At 63.2% G+C, this 24,058-nt stretch carries 23 protein-coding genes; 14 read left to right on the plus strand and 9 right to left on the minus strand.

Translation table 11 applies throughout. The features are described 5' to 3' along the window. Window positions 1-223 precede the first annotated feature (223 nt). Both AC0L3B_RS00635 and AC0L3B_RS00640 read right to left on the minus strand, forming a co-directional pair. On the minus strand, window positions 224-595 hold the full coding sequence (locus AC0L3B_RS00635; RefSeq protein ID WP_026233304.1) for a helix-turn-helix domain-containing protein: 372 nt from the start codon (window positions 593-595) through the stop codon (window positions 224-226). Window positions 596-624: 29 nt separating this feature from the next. After that, window positions 625-1,671, minus strand: a complete 1,047-nt coding sequence (locus AC0L3B_RS00640; RefSeq protein WP_018457111.1) for a LysR family transcriptional regulator — start codon at window positions 1,669-1,671, stop codon at window positions 625-627. A 515-nt stretch (window positions 1,672-2,186) separates the two neighbouring features. Between AC0L3B_RS00640 and AC0L3B_RS00645 the strand changes: the two genes are divergently transcribed. After that, window positions 2,187-2,453: a hypothetical protein gene (locus tag AC0L3B_RS00645; RefSeq protein WP_018457109.1), complete on the plus strand. Its 267-nt coding sequence runs from the start codon at window positions 2,187-2,189 to the stop codon at window positions 2,451-2,453. Window positions 2,454-2,659: 206 nt separating this feature from the next. After that, the gene (locus AC0L3B_RS00650) at window positions 2,660-3,391 is read left to right on the plus strand and encodes a cytochrome c biogenesis CcdA family protein (RefSeq protein WP_204510575.1); all 732 of its coding nucleotides are present in this window, start codon (window positions 2,660-2,662) and stop codon (window positions 3,389-3,391) included. On the opposite strand, the gene AC0L3B_RS00655 is transcribed toward AC0L3B_RS00650, so the two are convergent. From AC0L3B_RS00655 to AC0L3B_RS00665, 3 genes are all read right to left on the minus strand, one after another. Further along, window positions 3,388-4,524, minus strand: coding sequence for a mandelate racemase/muconate lactonizing enzyme family protein (locus tag AC0L3B_RS00655; RefSeq protein ID WP_247300288.1), 1,137 nt, complete (start codon window positions 4,522-4,524; stop codon window positions 3,388-3,390). The two genes, AC0L3B_RS00650 and AC0L3B_RS00655, sit on opposite strands and share 4 nt — an antisense overlap. Before the next feature lie 13 nt (window positions 4,525-4,537). Next, window positions 4,538-5,995: a sensor histidine kinase gene (locus tag AC0L3B_RS00660; RefSeq protein WP_247300326.1), complete on the minus strand. Its 1,458-nt coding sequence runs from the start codon at window positions 5,993-5,995 to the stop codon at window positions 4,538-4,540. Between the two features lie 346 nt (window positions 5,996-6,341). Next, a complete protein-coding gene (locus tag AC0L3B_RS00665) occupies window positions 6,342-6,686 on the minus strand; it encodes a DUF1236 domain-containing protein (RefSeq protein WP_018457104.1) in 345 nt (114 codons plus the stop codon). 137 nt (window positions 6,687-6,823) lie between these two features. On the opposite strand from AC0L3B_RS00665, the gene AC0L3B_RS00670 reads away from it, so the two are divergent. From AC0L3B_RS00670 to AC0L3B_RS00685, 4 genes are all read left to right on the plus strand, one after another. After that, window positions 6,824-7,057, plus strand: a complete 234-nt coding sequence (locus tag AC0L3B_RS00670; RefSeq protein ID WP_026233301.1) for a hypothetical protein — start codon at window positions 6,824-6,826, stop codon at window positions 7,055-7,057. A gap of 374 nt (window positions 7,058-7,431) precedes the next feature. Beyond that, entirely contained in the window at window positions 7,432-8,430 is a 999-nt protein-coding gene (locus AC0L3B_RS00675) for a TRAP transporter substrate-binding protein (RefSeq protein WP_018457102.1), read from the plus strand. Window positions 8,431-8,514: 84 nt separating this feature from the next. Further along, a complete protein-coding gene (locus AC0L3B_RS00680; RefSeq protein WP_026233300.1) occupies window positions 8,515-9,030 on the plus strand; it encodes a TRAP transporter small permease in 516 nt (171 codons plus the stop codon). Further along, a complete protein-coding gene (locus tag AC0L3B_RS00685; protein ID WP_018457100.1) occupies window positions 9,027-10,346 on the plus strand; it encodes a TRAP transporter large permease in 1,320 nt (439 codons plus the stop codon). Before AC0L3B_RS00680 ends, AC0L3B_RS00685 begins: the two co-directional genes overlap by 4 nt. A gap of 49 nt (window positions 10,347-10,395) precedes the next feature. Here AC0L3B_RS00685 and AC0L3B_RS00690 read toward each other — a convergent pair whose 3' ends face one another. Beyond that, window positions 10,396-11,670 (minus strand): serine hydrolase domain-containing protein, encoded by a 1,275-nt coding sequence (locus tag AC0L3B_RS00690; protein WP_085352118.1) that lies wholly within the window; start codon window positions 11,668-11,670, stop codon window positions 10,396-10,398. 171 nt (window positions 11,671-11,841) lie between these two features. On the opposite strand from AC0L3B_RS00690, the gene AC0L3B_RS00695 reads away from it, so the two are divergent. Beyond that, window positions 11,842-12,759 (plus strand): intradiol ring-cleavage dioxygenase, encoded by a 918-nt coding sequence (locus AC0L3B_RS00695; protein ID WP_473379897.1) that lies wholly within the window; start codon window positions 11,842-11,844, stop codon window positions 12,757-12,759. A gap of 31 nt (window positions 12,760-12,790) precedes the next feature. Here AC0L3B_RS00695 and AC0L3B_RS00700 read toward each other — a convergent pair whose 3' ends face one another. Further along, window positions 12,791-13,684: a LysR family transcriptional regulator gene (locus AC0L3B_RS00700; RefSeq protein WP_473379974.1), complete on the minus strand. Its 894-nt coding sequence runs from the start codon at window positions 13,682-13,684 to the stop codon at window positions 12,791-12,793. Window positions 13,685-13,784: 100 nt separating this feature from the next. Here AC0L3B_RS00700 and AC0L3B_RS00705 point away from each other — a divergent pair, with 100 nt between their 5' ends. After that, entirely contained in the window at window positions 13,785-14,654 is an 870-nt protein-coding gene (locus AC0L3B_RS00705; RefSeq protein WP_473379898.1) for an SDR family oxidoreductase, read from the plus strand. A gap of 42 nt (window positions 14,655-14,696) precedes the next feature. Further along, the gene (locus AC0L3B_RS00710; RefSeq protein WP_247300278.1) at window positions 14,697-15,371 is read left to right on the plus strand and encodes an NAD(P)-dependent oxidoreductase; all 675 of its coding nucleotides are present in this window, start codon (window positions 14,697-14,699) and stop codon (window positions 15,369-15,371) included. Window positions 15,372-15,394: 23 nt separating this feature from the next. Here the strand turns inward: AC0L3B_RS00710 and AC0L3B_RS00715 are convergent, their stop codons facing one another. Both AC0L3B_RS00715 and AC0L3B_RS00720 read right to left on the minus strand, forming a co-directional pair. Continuing rightward, the gene (locus tag AC0L3B_RS00715; RefSeq protein WP_247363493.1) at window positions 15,395-17,131 is read right to left on the minus strand and encodes a bifunctional protein-serine/threonine kinase/phosphatase; all 1,737 of its coding nucleotides are present in this window, start codon (window positions 17,129-17,131) and stop codon (window positions 15,395-15,397) included. A gap of 55 nt (window positions 17,132-17,186) precedes the next feature. Further along, the gene (locus tag AC0L3B_RS00720) at window positions 17,187-18,026 is read right to left on the minus strand and encodes a formate/nitrite transporter family protein (RefSeq protein WP_018457093.1); all 840 of its coding nucleotides are present in this window, start codon (window positions 18,024-18,026) and stop codon (window positions 17,187-17,189) included. Between the two features lie 674 nt (window positions 18,027-18,700). On the opposite strand from AC0L3B_RS00720, the gene AC0L3B_RS00725 reads away from it, so the two are divergent. The 5 genes from AC0L3B_RS00725 (at window position 18,701) to AC0L3B_RS00745 (ending at window position 24,050) form a co-directional block, all read left to right on the plus strand. After that, a complete protein-coding gene (locus AC0L3B_RS00725; RefSeq protein WP_085362268.1) occupies window positions 18,701-20,020 on the plus strand; it encodes a CmpA/NrtA family ABC transporter substrate-binding protein in 1,320 nt (439 codons plus the stop codon). A gap of 60 nt (window positions 20,021-20,080) precedes the next feature. Beyond that, window positions 20,081-20,977, plus strand: coding sequence for a nitrate ABC transporter permease (ntrB, locus tag AC0L3B_RS00730; RefSeq protein ID WP_085352122.1), 897 nt, complete (start codon window positions 20,081-20,083; stop codon window positions 20,975-20,977). Between the two features lie 12 nt (window positions 20,978-20,989). Then, window positions 20,990-21,784, plus strand: coding sequence for an ABC transporter ATP-binding protein (locus tag AC0L3B_RS00735; protein WP_473379899.1), 795 nt, complete (start codon window positions 20,990-20,992; stop codon window positions 21,782-21,784). A 338-nt stretch (window positions 21,785-22,122) separates the two neighbouring features. Continuing rightward, the gene (locus tag AC0L3B_RS00740; protein ID WP_018457089.1) at window positions 22,123-23,502 is read left to right on the plus strand and encodes an MFS transporter; all 1,380 of its coding nucleotides are present in this window, start codon (window positions 22,123-22,125) and stop codon (window positions 23,500-23,502) included. A gap of 119 nt (window positions 23,503-23,621) precedes the next feature. Beyond that, window positions 23,622-24,050, plus strand: coding sequence for a globin family protein (locus AC0L3B_RS00745; RefSeq protein WP_026233298.1), 429 nt, complete (start codon window positions 23,622-23,624; stop codon window positions 24,048-24,050). Window positions 24,051-24,058 lie beyond the last annotated feature (8 nt).

Consider the following 24,058-nt stretch of genomic DNA (forward strand, 5'->3'; position numbering starts at 1 on the left):
AGGCACGCGGTCTCTGGATTGGGTCGCGACAGGGCCGGAATGGGTTCGCGCAAACCGCGGGCGACGGCGGGAAAAATGGTCAACAAAAAGGGCGATCATGCCGCCCCGAGAAGTCCGCGCAAGCGCGGGCCGGATATATCTCGTCCGGGTCTCGTTCAATCCAGCCGCGCCCCGTGACGCGGCGGATTGAACATCGGGCAGACAGGCACGAATGCCGATCGGCTCAGGCTTCGTTCGCCGCGATCGATTCCATCAGCGAGACGAGCTGACGCTGCACCGTCTGGTCCTTGATCTTGCTGTAGGCGCGCAGCAGGCGGAGGCTGAAGGCCGAGTCCAGGAAGAGCAGGCTCTCGACTTCGCGCGCCTTGTTGTCGCCGTCATAGAAGAAGGTCACGGGCACATCGAGGGCGGTGGCGATCTGCTGAAGCCGGGCCGCGCCGACGCGATTGACGCCCTTCTCGTACTTCTGGACCTGCTGGAAACTGACGCCGAGCTTCTCGCCGAGCTCGGCCTGCGAGACCTTCATCTCGACGCGCCGTAGACGGATTCGCTTGCCCAGCTCAATGTCCGGCTTGCCGGCACTGCGCTGCTTCATTCTCTTCGCCGCTGTCTTCATCTTTTTTCTCATCGGTCTTCGGTTGAAAACCCCCCGAAGAGCTGGGTCAGGGGTTCGCCCATATACTCGTCCTTGAATTCATGCGGGTGCACGAACTCTTCCTTAAACCACGGGAAACGCGCCGGATTGAAGGCTTCGATCAGCCAGTCAATCATGTGTCGTACGCGCGGAATCCGGCCGCTACCGGGATGGTAGGACAACCAGATATCCAGCGGTCTGTTCAGCTCGACCTCCAGTGGAATCAACTTCCCGCCAAGCGCAATGGCGTAGCTCGGGAACACGCCGATTCCGGCGCCATTCGCGACCGCCCAGTAGTTGGCGCTTGAGACGTTGGTCTTCATGACCAGAAGGTCACGTTCCGGAACGCCGGGGAAGAAGCTCTCGAAAGTTTGCTTGGCAGCAAGCTGGTCCGCGAACTGCAGCACCAGGCGGTGCTTGATCAACTCCGCCGCCGAGCGCGGCGCGCCATGTTTTGAAATGTATTTCTCGGAGGCCCAGAACATCAGATGCATGCGGCCGAGCCGCACCAGCTTGACGTCGAGCGCCGAAGGCCGCGACAGGTGAATGGCGACGTCGGCCTCATGGCGGGAGACGTCGGCCGAACGCATCGCGCAATGCAGATCGACCAGGATCTTCGGATAGGTCTGCTGGAATTCGACCAGTCGCGGGGCGAGCCAGAATGTGCCAAGTCCCTCGGTGACGGCGACGCGGACCTCGCCGGACAGGGCGTTCGCCGTCGAATCGCTGGTGCGCAGCACGTCGAAGGCAGCCGCCTCCATTTGCTCGACGGCGGAGACCACCAGCGCGCCTTCGTCGGTCAGACGGGTGCCGTGGACGTCGCGGGTGAACAACGTGGTGCCGGTCTGGCGTTCGAAATCATCGATCCGGCGGCGAACGGCGTTGATCGACAGCGACAGGCGCTCGGCCGCCGAGCGGAAACTTCCGCATCGGACAACTTCCAGGAAAATGCGCGCCGCATCCCAGTCCGAGAGGCCGCTGACGTTTGTCTTTGGGCGTTCCTCCAGAGGAACGCCCCTTTCCGCCAAGGAGTGCATACAAGTCCCTTCGGGTCGCTAAACTGGCAGAATCTCGGGCAAACCACAACCACGGCGGGTTGGGGAACGACGAGTTTTGAACGTCATCCTTACTACGCCGCAGGTGGTATTCGGGTGCTGCCAAGCCTAGGAACAAGGGCTAGGAATCGGGCAAACCATCGCCCGTATGAGGGGGTGTGGCGTGAGTTCCGTTGTGAGCCGTGACTTGCCTGCGGGATTGTCGGCATTGTCCGCAATGAACGTCCTTGCGCGAGAGCAGGTGCCTTCCACGATGGATCAATTGCAGCACGCCAGGCGTTTTACGAGCGAGCGTTTTACGATCGAGCGCTTTACGACTGAGCGTTTCGACGGCCGGCGGCGCGACGCGATACGCGCCGGAACCGCGGTTTCAAGGCAGAAACACACTGAAATCATGTTCGGGGGCGTAGCGGCCTCGTGTTATCCTCGACGCTCCATGGGGGCCAAAGGGGTCGTCACAACCACGTCTCACAGGCCGAATTAGCGGAAAGAACGCCGTGTCGCATTCAGACGAACAGTTGCAGTCGGTGCTGGAAACGCTCGAAGAGTGCCGCAGGGTGCTCAACGAGAGCAATAGCCGTGAGTCGGCCGAGCTGCTGTCCATTGTCATCCTGGACGTGCGGATGAAGCTCAAAGGAATTGACAGTGCCGATCTCAAGGCACTGTGCGACGAAATGCTGCGGACGGCCACGAGCGAACCGCAGCCCCCTTCCAAGCAGACGCAGGACCAGCCCCGGCGTCCGCTGCTCCGCGTGGTGAAGTAGCCGCGCCGCCGAGTTTCGCTTTTTGGCGAGATTTGTGCGTGTCCCGGTGCCGCATCTGTGATCACAGACGGCATCGGGAGGAGCCCTGGTTTTGTGCGCCTCTGTTGCGCATTCGCTGGCATCGGCTACACCAGAGCCGGTTCGGCTCCGGGCCGCGCGCATTCCCCGCGCGCCGCATCGGCGCCAGAGATGGTTCCGACTGCATCATGCAAAATGTTTCGATCCCGGCGGCGCTGATTGCCGGCCTCGTCAGCTTCCTCTCCCCGTGCGTCCTGCCGCTGGTCCCGCCCTACCTGATCTATCTGACGGGCGCGACGATCGAGCATGTCGAAAGCGAAGAGCCCGCATCGGCCTCCAAACGCGCCATCATGATGTCGGCACTCCTGTTCGTGCTCGGCTTCTCCACGGTGTTCGTGGCGCTCGGCGCCAGCGCCTCGCTGATCGGGGCGCTGATCCGGGCCTGGTCGGCCGAACTCTCGATCCTCGCCGGCATCGTCATCATCGTCATGGGCCTGCACTTCCTCGGCCTGACGCGCATCGGCCTGTTGATGCGCGAGGGACGCTTGACCGCGCCCAAGCCCGTCGGCCTCTGGGGCGCTTATGTGATGGGGCTGGCCTTTGCCTTTGGCTGGACACCTTGTATCGGCCCGATCCTCGCCGCGATCCTCTCGGTCGCCGCCGCCGAAGCGACAGTGACGAGAGGCGCCGGCCTGCTCGCGGTCTATTCGGCCGGGCTCGGCATTCCCTTCCTGATCGCTGCCCTGATGATCGAGCAGTTTTCCACCCTGTTCGCGCGCATGAAGGGCCATCTCGTCAATGTCGAGCGTGCCATGGGCGTCCTGATGGTGATCACCGGTATTGGATTCCTCACCGGCGCGGTCTCGAACGTGAGCATCTGGCTGCTGGAGACGTTTCCGACGTTGCAGACGATCGGTTAGGCCTCCGCATCAAAGCGCGCTAGCGCGGCGCGGTCGATCTCGATACCGAGGCCCGGCCCCTCGGGCACCCGCACGACGCCGCTCGCATGCTCGATCGGGTCCTGCAAAATCGCCTGCCGGATCGGATGTTCAGTGCGGTCGAATTCCAGCATCGGCTCGAGCGGTGACAGCGAAGTCGGCGTTTGCGAGGGCAGCACCGCGAGGAGCTGGAGCGAGGCGGCGATCGCAATCCCGGTGCCCCAGACGTGCGGATTGTAGCGGATGCCGAACGCCTCACTCATGTCGGCGATCTTCTTGCATTCACTCAAACCACCCGCCGCGCAGGTGTCGGGCTGGGCGATGTCGAGCGCGTGCGAGACGAACAGCTCGCGGAAGCCGAAGCGCGTGAATTCGCACTCGCCGCCGGCGACCGGAATCGTGAGCGCGGATTTCACCGCGCGATAGCCCGCGACATCCTCCGGCGGCACCGGCTCCTCAAACCATCCGATGTCATGGCGCTCGATCAGGCGGCCGAGCCGGATCGCCGCGACCGCGTCATAGGCGTGGTTCGCATCGACCATCAGCGCGACATCGGGGCCGATCGCCTCGCGCACCGCGCGGGTGATTGCGGCATCTTCGGCGATGCCGAAACCGACCTTCAACTTCACGGCACGGAATCCCTCGGCGGCATAACCCGCCGCTTCCTCCGACAGATAGGTCAGCGGATCGCCTGACTTGCGCCGGTAGAGACCGGTTGCGTAGGCGGCAACCTGCTTGCGCGCGGCGCCGCCGAGAAGCTGATGCACGGGTACGCCAAAATGCTTGCCCTTGATGTCCCATAGCGCGATGTCGATGCCGCTCATTCCCTGGATCACGACGCCCTTCTGGCCGTGATCGCGCAAGCGCGCGTAGACCATCTGCCATAGCACGTCGGTGCCCAACGGATCCTCGCCGATCAGCCATGGTTCGATGCTGCGAACTACCGCCGCCGTCATGCGTGCCGGACCGTAGCATTCGCCCCATCCGATAAGACCATTGTCGGTCTCGATCTCGACCAGCATTGCGGTGCGCGTGTCGTACCAGGCGCGCGAATAGGCAAAGGGCTGCGACAGCTTTGCTTCGAGAATGTGCGTGCGAACCCTAGTGATCTTCATTGCCGGCCTCCGTTCATCGCGCCTCGTCCAGCGCGCAAATCACCGTGCAGACCACGCCGCGGGGCAGGAAGTCGACCGTTGCCTCGCCGCCGAGCTGGTCGCGCGCGCTGCGCTCGATCAGGCGCGAGCCGAAGCCGCGTTGCACCGGCGCCGTCACCGGCGGTCCGCCGATCTCGGTCCAGATCAGGCGCAGCCGCGGCTTCGGCGCATCGGCGACGACCTGCCACTCCAGCGTCACCCGGCCGGTCTCGTTGGATAGCGCGCCGTATTTCGCCGCGTTGGTGGCGATCTCGTGCACGATCATCGACAGCACCACGGCGAGCCGCGGCGACAGCGGCACCGCGGGTCCGGCCATGCGGATGCGCTCCGGATTATTCAGCAGGAACGGCTGGAGCGCGCGGGCGATCACGTCCCGCAGCTCGGAGCCCGCCCATTTCTCCTGGCTGAGCAAATTATGCGCCTCGGCCAGCGCGCCGAGCCGGCCCTCGAATTTTACCCGCTCGTCCCGGCTGGCGCTGCGGAAGGTCTGCACCGCGATCGCCTGCATCAACGCGAGCGTGTTCTTGACGCGATGGTTGAGCTCGTCGATCAGGAGATCGTGCAGCATCTCGCCGCGCGCGATCGTGGTCGCCATCCGGACCGCGAAGGTCAGGCCGGTCAGCAGCAGGACGCCGCCGATAAAACTGGTGATCGCGATGTTGCGCCAGAGCGGAGCGATTAGCGAGGTCTCGGCGACGCCGGCCACGATGGTCCAGCCGGTCAGCCGCGACCTCGTATAGACGGTGGACAACGCGACGCCGTCGAGCGAAACCGTCGAGAGTGCGGCTTCCGGCGTGCGCAACATACTCTCGTACAGTGCGCCGGTAGCCCGTTTGCCAAAGATCTCCGTAGGGTTCGGCGTGCGCGCGAACACGATAGCCTTGGTGTCGAGCAGGGAGACCGTCCAATCCCGGTCGGGCCGTTGCTTTTCCACCAGGTCCTGAAAGGTGCTGACCGGCGGGCTGAAGCAGAGGTCGTAGATCACTTCGCCGTCGCGGAGCACCGGAACCTCGACCGTAAGCACCTGCCGGCCGTTGATCGCGCCGGTGAACAGGTCGGAATATTGCGGCGACCTGGTCGCAAACACCTTCTCGATGATCTCAAGATGACCGCGTGGCGGCAGGCTTGCGGTGTCCTCGGTCGCGGAGGAAAACAACAGCCGGCCCTTGCGATCGGAGATCAGCACGAGGCCGCCTTTGCCGTACTGGTCGACGAAGCCGAGCGCGATGCGGCGGAAGCTCTGGAAGTCGTCGTTGCGCAGCGAATTCGTCAGTGCAAGCACCTGCAGGCCGCCGGTCATCCGCTGCACCTCGGAGTCCAGCACGAGGCGCATGCTGCGCACATTCTCCAGCACGCGGCGGGTCGCGTCGTTGCGGTCCTGTTTGTAATTGTAGACGGCAATGCCGACCGCGAAGACGATCAGCGGCAACATCGTTCCCGTCACCAGAAGAGCGAGCCGGACCGGCAAAGTGAGCTTTGACAAACGCGGGCGTCCCGGTTCCAGCGCAGGGGAGCGCCGGATTTATGATTTTGGGAGACCATAGGGGCGGGATTTGCGCTACGCCAATAATTTTTGCGTTCGGACGCGCCGCCCAGGAAGAAGATTTTGCAGCGCGGTCCGCGGCTGCGCCTCAGCTCATGCTGATTGCGGTCAGTAGGAGACACATGGCGTACACGGCCGCCAGGCTGAGCCCGGCGATCCGGGCCTCTCGATGCGATTTCATAATGTCAGCTCCCAGAGAGGGAGGCCGCCTCAAGGCGGCCCCCTTACACCTGGATCAATCAATTTCCTGAACGACCGTGCGCGTACCGGGATCGACGAGCATCACGCGATCGCCGGAGTAGACGTAGCGATACTTCGTCAGCGACGGACCCCAGTCTGCGGGAACGGCCTCAAGCTCGACGTCGCTCGGCACCGCCGCACCGACAACGATCTTTTCCTTCGTGGTCACCGGGCGAATGCGATGCTCGGTGACGTAGGATTTGATCTTGGTTCGGTACTGCGGCTCGATCTGGACGGCCGCCGCGTGGCCCGTCCCGGTCGTCGTCACGACGGTCGATTGCGCGAAAGCACCGGTCGACATCAGGACCGCCGCGGCGGAAAGCAGGAACAACTTCTTCATCTCGTTCTCCTCGTTTGAACATGCGCCGCAACAACCCCTCATTGCGGACAGCGTTCCCGGCTCAGGGAACTAATTGCCGCTTTTTCCCGTTTGTAGATGACCGGGCTGACGGCTCGGGCTCTGGAGGAGGACTACAAATGAAGTTGAAGATAGTAACTGCAGCATTGATGCTTTCCGCAATATCCCTGCCGGCGTTCGCGGCCGACGAGTTCTATGTCGTGCAGGACGTCAAGACGAAGAAGTGCACAATCGTCGACAAGAAGCCGACGGACACGTCCATGACCGTCGTCAGCCCATCGGGCGCGATCTACAAATCGCGCACCGAAGCTGAAGCCGGCATGAAGACCGTCAAGGTCTGCACGTCCAACTGAGGAGGATGACAAATGCCAGTTCTGATTCTCTGGGCCGTGCCGGCCGTGCTGGTGATCGGCGGCGGCATCTATCTGATCGGCCACATGCACTAAGCGGCAGTGGAAGGCGGGTCTGTGCGTGCAGCGCACGGGCCCGCACGCCGTCTGTCTGCTAAGAGAGGCTGCTCCCCTCGGCCTGCCACGCACCGGCAGGAGCGCAAGTTGCAGTGCAGCAGTTCGCGAAAGGGGTGGCCCTGCGACGAAGAGGGCCTCCCGCGCGCGTGAAATGACTTCCGTCCCGCCGAGGTTTTCCATACGCTTCCCACTCGCAAGCCGCATACCGGCTGCGCTCACGGCCCGGCGACAGGGCCGGAGCATCAAAAGGAGGGGAGACGATGAAGCGAAGATCATTTCTCGCTGGGCTCGGCGCGACCACTGCGGCGGCTGCGATGGGCATGCCGTCAATCGTCAGGGCACAGTCGCCGATCACATTGAACGGCGCGGTCCAGTTCAACGACGACCACGCCTTCAACCGGGCCCTGCTCCGGTTCGAAGAGCTGGTCAAGAAGTACTACGGCAAGCCCGTCAACTTCACACTGCACAGGAATTCCTCGCTTGGCCTCGAAAAGCAATATTTCGAGTACATGTCGCAGGGCAAAGCCGTCGATTACGGCATCGTCTCGCCGGCTCACATGTCGACCTTCGCCAAGGCGGCCCCGTTCATCGACGCGCCCTTCGTGTTCAAGGGCATCGACCACATGAACAAGGTCGTCGAAGCCAATATCCTGGCGCCGATCGCCGACGAAGTCGCGTCCAAGGCCGAGGTCGTTCTGATCGGCTATTCCGGCGGTGGCATCCGCAATATCTTCGCCAACAAGCCGCTCAAGACTCTCGCCGACCTTAGGGGACTCAAGGTGCGCGTACAGGGCGCGCCGATCTGGTCGAAGACCTTTGCGGCCGTGGGCATGAGCCCGACGGTGATCGCCTACAACGAAATCTACAACGCGATCCAGAACGGCGTGATTGCGGCCGGCGAGAACGAGGCGGCCGGCGTCGAGGCGATGAAGTTCTACGAAGTGGCTCCGCATCTCAACCTGACCCAACACGCCGTGTCGATCCGGCCGATCTGCTTCTCGGTGAAGACGCTAAAGACCTTGCCGAAGGAGTTGCAGGACGCGATCATGAAGGCCGGCAAGGAGGCCGGCGACTACGGCCGACAACTGGAGTCGAGTGAAGAAGTCGTCAAGCTCGACACGCTGGAGAAGGCCGGGAAGCTCAAGCGCGTTCCCTTCGAAGAACGGGACGCCATGAAGAAGCTCGCCGATCCCGTGATGGCCACCTACGCCAAGGAAATTGGCGCGGAAGGCATTTTCGAGAAGATCAACGTCGTCTGAAAACTGTCGCCGCCCACGCGACAGGACGTCGGGGCAAGCCAGACGGCTTGCCCCATTGCGTGATTGTGATCCCCCGGAGTCGTGATGACTGAAATATCGATGCCACCGAACCCGTCGCCATGGCGCCGAGCAACGGCGGCCTATGCAAAACTGCTGGAAATCCTGCTCGCCGCCTCCGTCGGTATGCTGGTCATTCCGGTCACGTTGCAGATCATCTCGCGCTACACGCCTTTGATTCCGTCCTACATCTGGACCGAGGAGATGGCGCGGTTCATGTTCATCTGGACGATCATGATTGGCGCCATGGTCGGCATCAGAGAGTCGCAGCATTTTGAAGTCGACGTCTGGCCTGACCTGTCACGCCGAAGCGAAGCCATGGTCCGGATTCTCGCGCGGCTCGGCGTGCTGGCGCTGGCACTGGTGTTCGTAACCGCCGGAATCGAGTTCACCCGCTTTGCCTGGAACAGAACTTCGGAGCTGGCCGATCTGCCGCTTTGGCTGATCCACGTCGCCTGGCCGATTTCCGGCGTGACCTGGATCGTGTTCGCCGGTGAACAGATCGTCGACGAGATGCGGATTTTGTTTGGGGCAAATCAATGAGCGGCAATGTTCTTTCTGCCGGGCAGGCCGCAATGGTCCTGTTCGGTACTTTCGTTGGCCTGCTCATCATCCGCGTCCCGGTCGCCTTCGCGCTTGGCCTTGCCTGCGTGCCGATCCTGCTGATCGAGCCGCATCTGTCGCTGATGACGCTCGCGCAGGAAACCTTCAACGCCTACAATTCATTCATCCTGCTAGCGGTCCCGTTCTTCCTGCTCACCGCCAATCTGATGAGCATCGGCGGCATCACCGACCGGCTGGTCGCGCTGTCCCGCTCGATGGTCGGGCACTGGCCGGGGTCGCTGGCGCAGATCAACGTGGTGCTGTCGGTGTTCTTTGCCGGCATCTCCGGATCCTCCACCGCGGACGCGGCGAGCCAGTCCAAGATATTCATCGATGCCCAGACCAAGGAGGGCTACGACCTCTCGTTCTCGATCGCCATCACCGCGGTCTCGGCCGTGCTCGCCGTCATCATCCCACCCTCGATCCTGATGATCGTGTGGGGCGGACTGATCTCGACCTCGATCGCCGCGATGTACCTCGCAGGCATCGTGCCGGGATTGCTAATCGCGGGCGCGCAGATGGCAACAGTGCATATCTATGCCGTGCGCCGGGGCTATCCGACCTATCCGAAGGACACCTGGAGGGAGATGTGCTGCGCCATCTGGCGCTCGATACCGGCGCTTATGACGCCGTTCATCATTGTCGGCGGCATCCTGCTGGGGTGGTTCACCGCGACCGAATCCGCCTGCGTCGCAGTGCTCTATTCCGTGGCGCTGTCGACGTTCTTCTACCGTGAAACCGGCGCGCGCGAACTCTACAAGGCGCTGCTCGATACCGGGCGCCTTGCCGGCGTGGCGCTGTTCTGCGTCGGTACCGCGAGCGCGTTCGGCTGGCTGCTGGCCTATTACAGGATTCCGCAGGAACTGCTGGCTAACGTCTCGACCTGGGGCATGGGCGCGATCGGGGCCGGCTTCTTCATCGCGTTCTGCTTTCTGGTGGTGGGCTGCTTCCTCGACGCCATTCCGGCGATCATCATCGTCGGCACCGTTCTCGAACCGCTGGCGAAATCGGTCGACCTTCATCCGGTGCAGTTTGCGATCATCTCGATCGTCTCGCTCGCCTTCGGATTGGTGACGCCGCCTTATGGCCTCTGCTTGATGATCGCCTGCTCGATCGCCGGGGTACGGCTGCGCTATGCGCTTAAGGACACGGTGATCATGCTGATCCCCATGCTGCTCGTGCTGGCGGCGCTCATTATTTGGCCCAGCGTTTCCCTGTTCCTGCCGCGCCTGATCGTGCCGGAGATGTTGAAATGAGCGGGGCTTGATCCCGCGGCTCTGATGCCGCGGAATCGGTGCATTTTTCTCAGAGATTGCTCTCGGTGATCGCAGCGTAGACCATGCTGCGCAGCTCGCGCCGGAGCGGGTAGGCGCTCGACGGCAGCACCTGCGTCATGAAGATGGTGATCAATTCTTCGGCCGGGTCGATCCAGAACGAAGTCGTGGCCGCGCCGCCCCAATTGTATTCACCGGGGCTGCCGGCGACCAGCGTCTCGGCCGGGCGCATCGTCACGGCGAAGCCGAGGCCGAAGCCGATGCCGTTGTAGGCGGCTTCCGCGAACAGCGAGCGCGACACTTCCGGCAGCGAGCGTCCACCCGGAATGTGGTTGGTCGTCATAAGCGCCAGCGTCTTCGGCCCGATCAACCTGACGCCGCCGAGTTCGCCGCCATTGAGCAGCGCACGGCAGAAGGTGAGATAGTCGGCCGTCGTCGAGCACAGCCCGCCGCCGCCCGAAATCAGGGACGGCGGTGAGAGGAACGAACTCTTGGTTGGATCATCCTGCAACGTCAGGCCCTCGCGGCGCTGGCCGGCATGGAAGGTCATGCCGCCACCCGGGTCGGCCGAGTAACAGGCAGCGAACCGGTGGGCCTTGGAAGCCGGCACGTGGAAATCAGTGTCGGTCATGCCGAGTGGATCGAGAATGCGCTGTTTCAGGAACTGCTCGAAGGGTATGCCGGAGATCTTGCCAATGAGGTAGCCGAGCACGTCGGTCGAAACCGAGTAATTCCAGGCCTCGCCCGGCGAGAACTCCAGCGGGATTTTTGCAAGGCTCTCGATCATGGTCTGGAGCGTGCCGGATTTCTCGACCTCGCCGATCTTTTCGGCGCGGTAGGCGGCATCGACGTTCGAGCGCTGCTGGAAGCCGTAGGTGAGGCCGGAGGTGTGGCGCAGGAGGTCGACGATCAGCATCGGCCGCGACGGCGGCCGGGTCAGGAAGGAAGGCGCAGTGCCGGCGACGAACACGCCGAGATCCTTCCATTCCGGAATGTACTTGGCGACCGGCTCATCGATCGCGACGAGGCCTTGCTCGACCAGCATCATGAAGGCGACGCTGGTGAGCGGCTTGGTCATGGAATAGATGCGATAGATCGTGTCGTCCTTGACGGGCAGCTTGCGCTCGACGTCGGCAAAACCCTGCACCGTACTGTGGGCGATCTTGCCACGGCGATAGACCAGGAGATGCGTGCCCGGGAAGCGACCGGCATCGATGTACCGGCTCTTCAGATGCGCATCGACGCGGTCGAGCGCGGCCTTGGACATGCCCACGGATTCGGGCGAGGCGGGGGTGGGGGCGAGCATCAGTTCCTCCGGGCAGTTTTGTCCGACGTTGATAGCCGATATGGCGGTCTCATTCCAACCCGGTCGCGCTTAACGCCGGCCGGCTGTTTGGTGTAGGCTTCACGTTGGAACGCCTCCAAGCAGCCCAAAAGATCCCCGACGGGCCAATGAGAAAACGCAGGCAAACGCACCATGACCCAGTTCAACGAGACCGAACTCACCGAAGCCGTCGTCCGGAGCTTTGACCGGACACCCGACCCCCGCGCGAAATTCCTGCTCCAGGAATTGGTGAAGTCGCTGCACGATTACGTGACCAAGACCGGCCTCACCTTCGAGGAGTGGGAATACGCCATCGATTTCCTGACCCGCACCGGCCAGAAATGCACGGACACCCGGCAGGAATTCATCCTCCTGTCCGACGTCCTCGGCGTCTCCATGCTGGTCGATGCGGTCAACCACCGCGAGCGCGAGGGCGCCACCCAGACTACCGTGCTCGGGCCGTTCTATGTCGGCGAGCACAAGGTGACGGCGCACGGCACCGACATCTCTCCGAACAATCAAACCGGCGAACGGATGTTCGTGCAGAGCCGTGTCACCGATCTCAAGGGCAAGCCGCTCGCGAATGTCCCCGTCGACGTCTGGCATGCCGACGATGACGGCTTCTACGACTCGCAGAAGCCGAACTATGACGAGGTCGGCGCCTCGGCGCGGGCGCGCTTCATCACCGACAGCGACGGCCGCTTCTTCTTCCGCACCATCTTGCCGTGCAGCTACCCGATCCCGACCGACGGGCCGGTCGGCGAGATGATCGTGCAGACCAACCGCCACCCGATGCGCCCGGCGCATGTGCACTTCCTGGTCAATGCCAAGGGCTACGAGCCGCTGATCACCCACGTCTTCATGGACGGCGACAAATATCTGGATTCCGACGTGGTGTTCGGCGTGAAGGACGACCTCGTCGCCAAGGTCGAGCCGCGCAACGATGCGGCGATGCCCGACGGCAGCAAGGCGAACGGGCAGTGGCACCTGATGAGCTACGAATTCCACCTCAAGCCGGGCGGCGGCATGGCGCCGAGGCCGCTGGGGACGAAGGCGGAGGAGCACGCCTGACCGTCAGGCGCGAGCAGCGCGCGCCACCCGCTCATCTCCCGATAAACGCCGCCAGCTCGTCAGGCGTCCCCATCGGAAAGGCTTCTTTCATGAAGTCGAGGAAGGCGGAGACGCGCGCGCTCAACAGCCGGCGCGATGGATAGAGCGTCCACAACGCGATCTCTGGTCCGTCCATGTCGCCCCAATGCACCAGCGTGCCGGCAGTCAGGTCGTGACTGACCAGTGACACCGGAAGGCGCGCGGCGCCGACGCCGGCCCGGACCGCGTCGCGGACCATGACGAGCGATGACAGGCGAAGGACCGGATCAATCGCGATCCGCGACCTTCCACTGGGCATCGTGACTTCCCAGCTTGTCAGCTGGTCGCCCGCTCCGCGCATGACAGCCGGCACAGCGATGCCCTCCCTCGGTCGTTTCAGGTCCGGGCTTGCCACGACCACCAGCCGATCGCGCAGAAAGATTCGTCCGACAAGGCTGTCATCCGGATCGGGATTGACCCGAATGACGAGGTCATACCCTTCCTCCACCATGTCGACGGAGCGATCTTCCGTCGTGACCTCAAGACGGATCTCCGGATATCTGAGCGCGAACCCGGCCGCGAGGTTTCCCATTGCAGTCTGCGAGAACAGCAAGGGCGCGCTGATCCGCAAGCGCCCCCGCGGCCTGTCCCCACCTGAGGCGATCGCTGTCGCCGTCTCATCGAGCTCGGTGAGCAAGGCCCCCGTCCGCTCGTAAAGGGCGCGTCCTTCCTGTGTGAGTTTCAGGGTGCGCGCCCCGCGCTCGAACAGGCGCAGGTCGAGGGCAGCTTCCAGCTCGGCGACCCGCCGGGACAGGGTGGCTTTCGGGCGTCCGGTGGCGCGTGCGGCCCGTCCGAAGCCGCCGTGCCGGGCGACGAGATTGAAGTCGGTCAGTGCGAGCAGGTACATCGTTCCACCAGTGAGACAGTCCGTCCAAATATAGCGGCTATCGGTTCGTTTGTGGATCGCTAATTTCCGGGTGTCTTCTGACCAACCCGGAGTGATCTCCATGACCATCCTCGTTACCGGTGCAACCGGCACCGTCGGCCGCCACGTCGTCGAACAGCTCGCCAAACGCGGCGCCGATGTCCGTGCTCTCGCCCGCGATCCAGCCAAGGCAAACCTCCCGGCAGGCGTCACCGTCGTGCAGGGCGACCTGCTCGACGTCGACTCGATCCGCAGCGCATTCAAGGGCGTCTCGACCCTGTTCCTGCTCAACGCAGTGGTGCCGGATGAATTCACGCAAGCGCTGATCGCGCTCAACGTCGCCCGCGAGGCTGGTGTCGAGCGGGTCGTATACCTCTCGGTGATCCACAGCGATCGTTACGTGAACGTCCCGCACTTTGCCGGCAAGTTCGGCGTCGAGCGGATGATCGAGCAGATGGGCTTCAACGCCACCATCCTGCGCCCGGCGTACTTCATGAACAACGACGTCACGATCAAGGACGTGGTGACCGGATACGGCATCTATCCGATGCCGATCGGGAGCAAGGGGCTCGCGATGATCGATGCGCGCGACATCGGCGAGATCGCGGCCCTCGAGCTCATCCGTCGTGAGCGCGCCGCATCACCGCTTCCGCTCACGCGCATCAATCTCGTCGGTCCTGATACGCTGACCGGCGCGAAAGCCGCCGCGGTCTGGTCGGAGGTGCTGGGCCGCACGGTCGCCTATCCCGGTGACGATACCGCCGGCTTCGAGAAGAATCTCCGGCAGTTCATGCCGAGCTGGATGGCCTACGACATGCGGCTGATGAGCGAGCGTTTCCTCACCGAGGGAATGGTCCCCGAAGCCGGCGACGTCGAGCGTCTGACCGCGTTGTTGGGCCGCCCCCTGCGCTCCTATCGCGACTTCGTCTCCGAAATCGCGGCCTCTGCCTGACGGCATGGGCACGTCCCCATCACGACAACGAGGACTCCTATCATGACCTCTTCAATCGCCACTGTTCCGGCGGATCCGCAAGGTGCGACGAAGATATTGGTGCTTGGAGCGACCGGTGCCACCGGTCGCCTGATCGTCAACCAGGCGGTGGCGCGAGGCTACGACGTCACCGTGCTGGTGCGTTCCGCCGAGAAGGCACGTGACATCACGGGGGCGAAGCTCATCGTCGGAGACGCCCGCGATGAAACAGCCCTGCGCGCAGCCCTCAAAGGCCGTGAGGCCGTGGTCAGTGCGCTGGGTACACCGGTAAGCCCGTTCCGCGAGGTGACGCTTCTCTCGACCGCGACGCGCGCACTCGTGAGCGCGATGAAGGCCGAGCAGGTCTCGCGGCTGGTTTGCATCACCGGAATGGGCGCCGGCGACAGTGCCGGGCACGGCGGCTTTGTCGCCGACAATGTGATCTTTCCGCTTCTCCTGAAGAAGGTGTACACCGACAAGGACCGGCAGGAAGCAATCGTCAAAGACAGCGGGCTGGACTGGGTCCTGGTTCGCCCCTCGATCCTGAACAACAAGCCCGGCCGCGGCTCGGTCCGGGCCCTGACGGATCTTTCGGGCTTCCATGGCGGTAGCATCGCGCGCGAAGACGTTGCGACATTCGTGCTGGATCAAGTGCGCGCCGATACCTGGCTGCATCGGTCTCCGCTGATCACGTGGTGATGCTTTGCGTGGCGACACCCGGATCAGCGCGCGTGCAACATCGCAAGCAGGACCACGACGACGCAGGCGAGCGCCGCCGTGGTCAATTTCCAGAACATCAGCGGGCTGCGCTCCAAGAGCGGCGTGATCCGCGTGTCGAGGTAGGCCGGATTGGGTGTGCGAAGCTCGAAGACGAATTCGGACAGATCCTCGTGCCGCTTGTAGGGATCCGGATGCAGCGCACGTCTGAGCGCGCCGTCGACCCAGGCGGGCACGTTGCTGTCGTCATCGGCCGGGCGGTATTTGAGCCTCCGCACGTCCGCCTTGCGCCGGATCCTGGCGATTTGGGTGCCATAGGGAAGCTTTCCCGTCAGCATCTGGTAACAGATCACGGCGAGCGAAAACATGTCGGAGCGCGGCGAGCCGCCTTGCCCAAGAAAATATTCCGGCGCCGTGTACTGGACCGTTCCCAGAATTTCGTCGGTCTCGTCCTGTGGCGCGGCCTCCGCGACGCCTGCCACCTTGACCGATCCGAAGTCGATGATCTTCGCGGTGCCGGTCTTGTCGATCAGGATGTTGTCGGGCCTGAGGTCCTGATGCAGCATCTCCATGCGGTGGAAGGCGCGCAGGCCCGCGGCGATTTGCTCGACCAGTCCGCGCACGGTTTCGAGATCGGGGCGCGGATTGTCCGTCATCCATTGCCGCAAGGTCTGACCTTCGACGAATTCGGTCGCGACGTAGAGGTAACCGCGCCGTTTCGACTGTGACAGCGGCTTCAGCACGTGCGGGCTGTCGATCCGGCGCGCGATCCACTCCTCCATCAGGAAGCGCTTCAGGTAGGCGGCATTGTCGCGCAAATCGATCGACGGCAGCTTGAGCGCGACCGGCTCCTCGGTCACCGCGTCGACGGCAAGGTAGATATGGCTGCGGCTGCTGGCGTGGATTTCGCGGACGATCTTGTAGCCGTCGAAGACGGCCCGCGGCTCCGGCAGCGGGGGAAGCGGCAGCTGGGAGGTCTGGTTGAAGATGCCGGCCGGCTCGCGCTGCGGCACCGCATCGATGCGGAGGATCTGGACTGTGATGTTGTCGTCGCTGCCGCGCCGGTAGGCTTCCTCGACGATCGCCTTCGCCGCTCCGTCGAGCTCGGCTGCATGGTCGCTGAGCGCACTCGTGACAAAACGCGCGTCGACGAATTCATAGGCGCCGTCGGTCGCCAGCAGGAACGTGTCGCCAGTCTCGATCTCGAAACTCTGGTAGTCGATCTCGAGCTGCGGATTGATCCCGAGCGCACGGCCGAGATAGGTCTGCTCCGAGGACACGATGATCCGGTGATCGTCGGTCAGCTGTTCGAGCGCCTTGCCGGCCACGCGGTAGACGCGACAGTCGCCGACGTGGAAGATGTGCGCGGTGGTCGCCTTGATGACCATGGCGCTCAGCGTGCAGACATAACCCTTGTCACGGTCATAGGCATATTGGCTCTTGCGCGTCTGCGCGTGGAGCCAGGAATTGGTCGCGTCCAGCACGCGGCGGGCGGAGGTCTTCACCGTCCAGGATTCCGACGTGCAATAATAGTCCATCAGGAAGCTCTTGACCGCCGACTCGCTGGCGATCTGGCTCACCGTGCTGCTGGAGATGCCGTCGGCGAGGACGGCTGCAATGCCCTTCAGGCTGAGCATCGGCTCGTCCGGAACGAGGACGCCGTGAAAATCCTGGTTGATGGGCTTGCGACCCTTGTCGGAATGCTGGCCGACCGAGATCTGAAGTCCGCGGGTCATCGTCATCACCGGCAAAGGGGAGCCTCACCCTGATCGGGCGAGGCTCTCCTGTCGAGACGTATCAGGCCGCGACGCGGGGCGACGTGGCCTTGCCGGCCTGGCGCTTCGGCTTGGTCATGACGTGCGTGGCGTAGAGGGTCATGCCGGTGAAGGCGAGGCCGCCGACGAGGTTGCCGAGCACCGTCGGGATCTCGTTCCAGATCAGGTAGTCCATGATCGAGAATTTTGCGTGCAGCATCAGGCCCGACGGGAACAGGAACATGTTCACGACGGAATGCTCGAACACCATGTAGAAGAACACCAGGATCGGCATCCACATCGCGATGACCTTGCCGGGGACCGAGGTCGAGATCATGGCGCCGACCACGCCGGTCGAGACCATCCAGTTGCAAAGCATGCCGCGCAGGAACAGCGTCGCCATGCCGGCCGCGCCATGCGCAGCGTAGCCCAGCGTTCGGCCTTCGCCGATATTGCCGATCGCGGTGCCGATCTTATCGGGGTCCTGCGTGAAGCCGAAGGTCGTGACGAAAGCCATCATGAAGGCCACGGTGAAGGCGCCGGCGAAGTTGCCGACGAAGACGAGGCCCCAGTTGCGCAAGACGCCACCGATGGTGACGCCGGGGCGCTTGTCGATCAGCGCGAGCGGGGAGAGCACGAACACGCCGGTCAGGAGGTCGAAGCCCAGCAGATACAGCATGACGAAGCCGACCGGGAACAGCAGCGCGCCGATCAGCGGCTGCCCCGTGTTCACGTTGATCGTGACGGCGAACCATGCCGCGAGCGCCAGGATGGCGCCGGCCATGTAGGCGCGGATGATGGTATCCCGGGTGGACATGAAGACTTTGGACTCGCCCGCATCCACCATCTTGGTGACGAATTCCGAAGGCGCGAGATACGACATCGATGGTTCCTTTTGCTTCCTAAGAAAGAGATCTCGCCCTCCTGCGAGAGCGATTGAACGTCACTGCCCGTGCGGGCTGACCTGCCGCGCACGAGGCGATGGAGAGTTGGAAGCCTTTGGGATTGCGTCACGACGACCGAGCCGAGGAGGGCCGCGAAGCAGTTGAGCTTCCGGGATGCAGCCGCCAGCGCCTGCATCAATGCGGCAAAGCCGCAGTCTTCATTGACGTAAATGGAGAAGCAAGTTGCGTGCCGCGTGCTGGGCTCATAAAAAGCAAGCAACATCAATCTGGTAGAGCTTTGGCTGCCCCGGCTTTTGCGCTTGATGCGGCCTTTTGCTTGAGCTGCTGCACAACTGTTGTGCGCCGCACAATTATTGGGCAAGCCGCAAATTTCGCGAGCGGAACGGGCCTGCGACAGACTGGCGCGCTGCCTGTAGCATACTGATCTTTCGAGATTTTCTACGTTGCGGCGCTTGGCACGAAGCTTGAATAGTTCCAGGCCGACGCCATTGAAGCCGTCCCGCGAGACTTCTCATCCGAATTGCCGACGCCACCAGACGGGGGTCCCCCCGTCGCGCGTTCGCATGCGCTGCTTCAGGCGTCGCCGGACGGACGGGCTGCTCGTGTGCACTGACGCCATCATTCTGCAACGACGCAAAGGACGATACCGCCTATGACCAAGCGCACCCGCCGGCCGTCGGACACTGGCCTCAGCCGCCGTCAATTGTTGAAGGCCGCCGGCTCGACCGCCGCACTCCTGGCCGCCGTAAAACTGAATTTCCCCGCTGGCGCCTTCGCGCAGGACGCCGGCCCCGAGGTCAAGGGTGCCAAGCTCGGCTTCATCGCGCTGAGCGATGCCGGCCCCTTGTTCGTGGCCAAGGACAAGGGCCTGTTCGCCAAATACGGCATGCCCGACACCGACGTGCAGAAGCAAGCCTCCTGGGGCACCACGCGGGACAATCTCGTGCTCGGCTCCGAAGGCAACGGCATCGACGGGGCGCATATCCTGACCCCGATGCCGTATCTGATCTCGGCCGGCAAGGTGACGCAGAACAATCAGCCAACGCCGATGTACATCCTGGCGCGGCTCAATCTCGACAGCCAGTGCATCTCCGTCGCCAACGAATATGCCGACCTGAAGCTCGGCGTCGACGCCACGCCCTTCAAGGCGGCGCTGGAGAAGAAGAGGGCCTCGGGCAAGGCCGTGAAGGCCGCAATGACCTTCCCCGGCGGCACGCATGACCTCTGGATCCGTTACTGGCTCGCCGCCGGCGGGATCGATCCCGACAAGGACATCGAGACCATCGTGGTGCCGCCGCCGCAGATGGTGGCCAACATGAAGGTCGGCACCATGGATTGCTTCTGCGTCGGCGAGCCCTGGAATCTGCAATTGATCCATCAGAACATCGGCTACACCGCCATCAACACCGGCGAACTCTGGAACAAGCATCCGGAAAAATCCTTCGGCATGCGCGCCGCCTTCGTCGATAAATATCCAAAGGCCTCGAAGGCGCTGCTGATGGCGGTGATGGAAGCGCAGCAATGGTCGGACAAGGCCGAGAACAAGGCCGAGCTTGCCGCCATCATGGGCAAGCGGCAGTGGATGAACTGCCCCGTCGAAGACGTGCTCGACCGCACCGCTGGCAAGTTCGACTACGGCATCCCGGGCAAGGTGGTCGAGAACTCCCCGCACATCATGAAGTATTGGCGCGACTTCGCCTCCTATCCGTTCCAGAGCCACGACCTCTGGTTCCTCACGGAGGACATCCGCTGGGGCAAGTACGAGGCGAATTTCGACACCAAGGCGCTGATCGCCAAGGTCAACCGCGAGGACATGTGGCGCGATGCGGCCAAGACGCTCGGCGTCGCAAGTGCGGAGATCCCGGCCTCTACGTCGCGCGGCAAGGAGACCTTCTTCGACGGCAAGGTGTTCGATCCGGAAAATCCCGCTGCCTATCTGAAGTCGCTCGCGATCAAGCGCGTCGAAGTCTGATGGAGCCAGCGGCCGCCTCCGGGCGGCCGCATCGTCTTTTGCAGCCGGAGAGATATTGCGATGAACATGCCCGCCACGAAGATCGAGGTTGAGACCGCGAAGCCCGCGAGCGCTGCCGCACCGGTCGTCGCGATGACACCGAAGCGGCCGCCGCGCTCGGAGACTTACGCGCGGATGGCGCGGGAGACCGCCGTGCGCGTCATCCCGCCGCTCGTCGTGGTCGCGTTGCTCATGCTGATATGGGAGCTGGTCTGCCGTCGCGCCGGCTCGGCGCTGCCGCCGCCGTCAAAAGTCTTCAAGGACACCAAGGAGCTGATCCTCGATCCGTTCTTCGACCATGGCGGCATCGACAAGGGTCTGTTCTGGCATCTCTCCGCCAGTCTCCAGCGCGTCGCGCTCGGCTATTCGCTCTCCGCCATCGCCGGCATCGCGCTCGGCGTCCTGGTCGGCCAGTCGGTCTGGGCCATGCGCGGGCTCGATCCGCTGTTCCAGGTCTTGCGCACGATCCCACCGCTGGCCTGGCTGCCGCTTTCGCTCGCGGCCTTCCGTGACGGCCAGCCGTCGGCGATCTTCGTCATCTTCATTACCTCGGTCTGGCCGATCATCATCAACACCGCGGTCGGCATCCGCAACATTCCGCAGGACTATCGCAACGTCGCCGCAGTGGTGCAGCTCAACCCGCTCGAGTTCTTTGCCAAGATCATGATCCCTGCCGCCGCGCCCTACATCTTCACGGGACTTCGCATCGGAATCGGCCTGTCATGGCTCGCGATCGTCGCCGCGGAAATGCTGATCGGCGGCGTCGGCATCGGCTTCTTCATCTGGGACGCCTGGAACTCCTCGCATATCAGCGAAATCATCCTGGCGCTGTTCTATGTCGGCATCATCGGCTTCGTGCTCGACCGCCTGATCGCGGGCGCCGGCAAGATCGTCACCCGCGGCACCGCGCTGAACTAAATGGGGAAGCACATGACCGCTTATCTGAAGCTCGACCATATCGACAAGATTTTCACCCGCGGCGCAGCCTCCACGGAGGTGCTGAAGGATATCAATCTCACCATCGACAAGGGCGAATACGTCTCGATCATCGGCCATTCCGGTTGCGGCAAGTCGACCCTGCTCAACATCATCGCAGGCCTGACCAACGCCACCATGGGCGGCGTGCTGCTCGAGAACCGCGAGGTGAACTCGCCGGGACCGGATCGCGCGGTGGTGTTCCAGAACCACAGCCTGTTGCCATGGCTGACCGTGTACGAGAACGTCCGGCTCGGCGTCGACAAGGTCTTCGCCAAGACCAAGAAACGCGCCGAACGCGACGCCTGGGTCATGCACAATCTCAACCTCGTGCAGATGGCCCATGCCAAGGACAAGCGGCCCTCGGAAATCTCCGGCGGCATGAAGCAACGCGTCGGCATTGCCCGCGCGCTTGCCATGGAGCCGAAAGTATTGCTGCTCGACGAGCCTTTCGGCGCGCTCGACGCACTGACCCGCGCGCATTTGCAGGATTCGGTGATGGCGCTGCATCAGAAGCTCGGCAACACCATTCTGATGATCACCCACAACGTCGACGAGGCGGTGCTGCTGTCCGATCGCATCGTCATGATGACGAATGGGCCGAGCGCGCGCATCGGCGAGGTGCTGGAGGTGCCGCTGGCGCGGCCGCGCAAGCGGCTCGAACTCGCGACCAACGTCACTTACCTGAAGTGCCGGCAGCGCGTGCTCGAATTCCTCTATGAGCGTCATCGCTTCGTCGAAGCCGCGTAGGCGCGTCACCAACAGGTGCTCACGCAACGCCTAATTTTGAATCATCAAGCTCAATCCTTGTGCGGCGCACAGGGATTGAGCGAATCGCAAAATTTGCGTGCGAAATAGTGCTGCAAGAATTTGGGGCACGACGAACAAGCTCCTGAATTTCCTGCGTTTCCGGAATGCGCGCAGTTGGCACGGAAATTGAAACACCGACCGCGACGCCAACGACGACGTCCCTCAACATCATCAATCAGCATCGTGAACTCGCCACCGGGGCTTGGCCTCGGCGCGCGCCTCCGTGGCCGGAGGCTGAGCCTGCAACGACGCAGCGGTGAGGCAAGAAGGGATACTCAATGACGAAGAATCCAACCTGGATTTCAGACTGGCGCCCCGAAGATGAGGCGTTCTGGAATGCGACTGGCAAGACTATCGCGCGACGCAACCTGATCTGGTCGATCGTGGCCGAACATATCGGCTTCTCGGTCTGGCTGATCTGGAGCATCGTCACCACCAAGCTGCCGCAGGCGGGCTTCCACTACACCACCGACCAGCTGTTCCAGCTCGTCGCGGTGCCCGGGCTGATCGGCGCGTTGATGCGCTTTCCCTACACCTTCGCGGTGACGACCTTCGGCGGGCGCAACTGGACCATCTTCAGCGCGGCGATCCTGCTCATTCCGACGCTTTCGCTGGCCTATTTCGTCGGCCAGCCCGACACGCCGTTCTGGCTGATGCTGCTGATTGCCTCGACCGCCGGTCTCGGCGGCGGCAATTTTGCCTCCAGCATGACGAACATCTCGTTCTTCTTCCCCGACCGGATGAAGGGGTGGGCGCTCGGACTGAATGCGGCCGGCGGCAATATCGGCGTCTCCAGCGTGCAGCTCCTGACCCCGATCCTGATGACGCTCGCCGTCATCAACCTGTTCCAGGCATCGCCCGTCGACGGCGTCTTCCTCCAGAACGCCGGCCTGATGTGGGTGCTGCCGATCGCGATCGCGGTGTTCGGCGCAGTGTTCTTCATGAACAACCTGACCACGGCCAAGTCGTCGATCAAGAACCAGCTCGCCGTGGTCAGGCGCAAGCACACCTGGATCATGGCGTATCTCTATATCGGCACGTTCGGCTCCTTCATCGGCTACTCGGCTGCATTTCCGCTGTTGATCAAGACCCAGTTCCCGCAAGTCACCATTGCGATCGCGTTCCTGGGGCCGCTGGTCGGCTCGCTGTCGCGGCCGCTCGGCGGCTGGCTTGCCGACAGGATCGGCGGCTCGGTGATCACGTTCTGGAATTTCATCGTGATGGCAGGCGCGACGATCGGCGTGCTCTACTTCGTCGGGCACAAGGATTTCATCGGCTTTCTGTCGATGTTCCTGGTCCTGTTCGTGACGACGGGCATCGGCAACGGCTCGACCTACCGCATGATCCCCTCGATCTTCCGCGAGCAGAATTTGTTCAGGGTGCGCGGCAAGGGCGATGCGGAGCGCGCGGTCGCCTTGAAGACGGCGAGCATCGAGAGCGGTGCTGCGGTCGGCTTCATCGGCGCGGTCGGCGCCGTTGGCGGCTATCTGATCCCGACCGGGTTCGGCAAGTCGATCGCGCTGACCGGCGGGCCGCAGCTCGCGCTCGCGATCTATCTCGGCTTCTACGCCTCCTGCCTCGCGCTGACCTGGTGGTTCTATCTGCGTCGCAGCCCGCAGGGCGAAGGCGCGTCAAGCCTCGCCGGCGCGCGTGTCTAATACTTGGTACGAATCTCGCTTCTCCCCATACGCGGGGAGAAGCATTGCCCGACAGTTTGACAATGAACCTGGTTCGCAATGGCGCGCACCAAGGCAAACCCAACAGGCAGGAGAACATCATGACGCCGGAACAGATCACCCTCGTGCAGCAGAGCTTTGCCAAGGTCGCGCCGATTTCCGCGCAGGCCGCGGTGCTGTTCTACGATCGCCTGTTCGAGGTGGCGCCATCCGTGCGCGCGATGTTCCCCGAGGACATGACCGAGCAGCGCAAGAAGCTGATGGGCATGCTCGCCGCCGTCGTCGGCGGTCTGTCGAATCTGGACTCGATTCTTCCGGCGGCCTCCGCGCTTGCGAAGCGTCACGTCGGCTACGGCGCCAAGGCCGAGCACTACCCCGTGGTCGGCGCGACCTTGCTGTGGACCCTGGAGAAGGGCCTTGGCGAGGCCTGGACGCCCGAACTCGCTACCGCCTGGACCGACGCCTACGGCGTGTTGTCCGGCTACATGATGTCCGAGGCCTACGGCGCACAGTCGCAGGCCGCTGAATAGGAGATGCG

This window comes from Bradyrhizobium sp. Kon56, from assembly GCF_055807635.1.

Coding starts and splice junctions, on each gene's coding strand:
- AC0L3B_RS00635 (WP_026233304.1), bottom strand. CDS start 595: ATGAAGCAGCGCAGTGCCGGCAAGCCGGACATTGAGCTGGGCAAGCGA.
- AC0L3B_RS00745 (WP_026233298.1), top strand. CDS start 23,622: ATGACGCCGGAACAGATCACCCTCGTGCAGCAGAGCTTTGCCAAGGTC.
- AC0L3B_RS00725 (WP_085362268.1), top strand. CDS start 18,701: ATGACCAAGCGCACCCGCCGGCCGTCGGACACTGGCCTCAGCCGCCGT.
- AC0L3B_RS00650 (WP_204510575.1), top strand. CDS start 2,660: ATGCAAAATGTTTCGATCCCGGCGGCGCTGATTGCCGGCCTCGTCAGC.
- ntrB (WP_085352122.1), top strand. CDS start 20,081: ATGAACATGCCCGCCACGAAGATCGAGGTTGAGACCGCGAAGCCCGCG.
- AC0L3B_RS00700 (WP_473379974.1), bottom strand. CDS start 13,684: ATGTACCTGCTCGCACTGACCGACTTCAATCTCGTCGCCCGGCACGGC.
- AC0L3B_RS00670 (WP_026233301.1), top strand. CDS start 6,824: ATGAAGTTGAAGATAGTAACTGCAGCATTGATGCTTTCCGCAATATCC.
- AC0L3B_RS00705 (WP_473379898.1), top strand. CDS start 13,785: ATGACCATCCTCGTTACCGGTGCAACCGGCACCGTCGGCCGCCACGTC.
- AC0L3B_RS00675 (WP_018457102.1), top strand. CDS start 7,432: ATGAAGCGAAGATCATTTCTCGCTGGGCTCGGCGCGACCACTGCGGCG.
- AC0L3B_RS00655 (WP_247300288.1), bottom strand. CDS start 4,524: ATGAAGATCACTAGGGTTCGCACGCACATTCTCGAAGCAAAGCTGTCG.
- AC0L3B_RS00735 (WP_473379899.1), top strand. CDS start 20,990: ATGACCGCTTATCTGAAGCTCGACCATATCGACAAGATTTTCACCCGC.
- AC0L3B_RS00660 (WP_247300326.1), bottom strand. CDS start 5,995: ATGTTGCCGCTGATCGTCTTCGCGGTCGGCATTGCCGTCTACAATTAC.
- AC0L3B_RS00740 (WP_018457089.1), top strand. CDS start 22,123: ATGACGAAGAATCCAACCTGGATTTCAGACTGGCGCCCCGAAGATGAG.
- AC0L3B_RS00715 (WP_247363493.1), bottom strand. CDS start 17,131: ATGACGATGACCCGCGGACTTCAGATCTCGGTCGGCCAGCATTCCGAC.
- AC0L3B_RS00720 (WP_018457093.1), bottom strand. CDS start 18,026: ATGTCGTATCTCGCGCCTTCGGAATTCGTCACCAAGATGGTGGATGCG.
- AC0L3B_RS00685 (WP_018457100.1), top strand. CDS start 9,027: ATGAGCGGCAATGTTCTTTCTGCCGGGCAGGCCGCAATGGTCCTGTTC.
- AC0L3B_RS00665 (WP_018457104.1), bottom strand. CDS start 6,686: ATGAAGAAGTTGTTCCTGCTTTCCGCCGCGGCGGTCCTGATGTCGACC.
- AC0L3B_RS00710 (WP_247300278.1), top strand. CDS start 14,697: ATGACCTCTTCAATCGCCACTGTTCCGGCGGATCCGCAAGGTGCGACG.
- AC0L3B_RS00680 (WP_026233300.1), top strand. CDS start 8,515: ATGACTGAAATATCGATGCCACCGAACCCGTCGCCATGGCGCCGAGCA.
- AC0L3B_RS00695 (WP_473379897.1), top strand. CDS start 11,842: ATGACCCAGTTCAACGAGACCGAACTCACCGAAGCCGTCGTCCGGAGC.
- AC0L3B_RS00690 (WP_085352118.1), bottom strand. CDS start 11,670: ATGCTCGCCCCCACCCCCGCCTCGCCCGAATCCGTGGGCATGTCCAAG.
- AC0L3B_RS00640 (WP_018457111.1), bottom strand. CDS start 1,671: ATGCACTCCTTGGCGGAAAGGGGCGTTCCTCTGGAGGAACGCCCAAAG.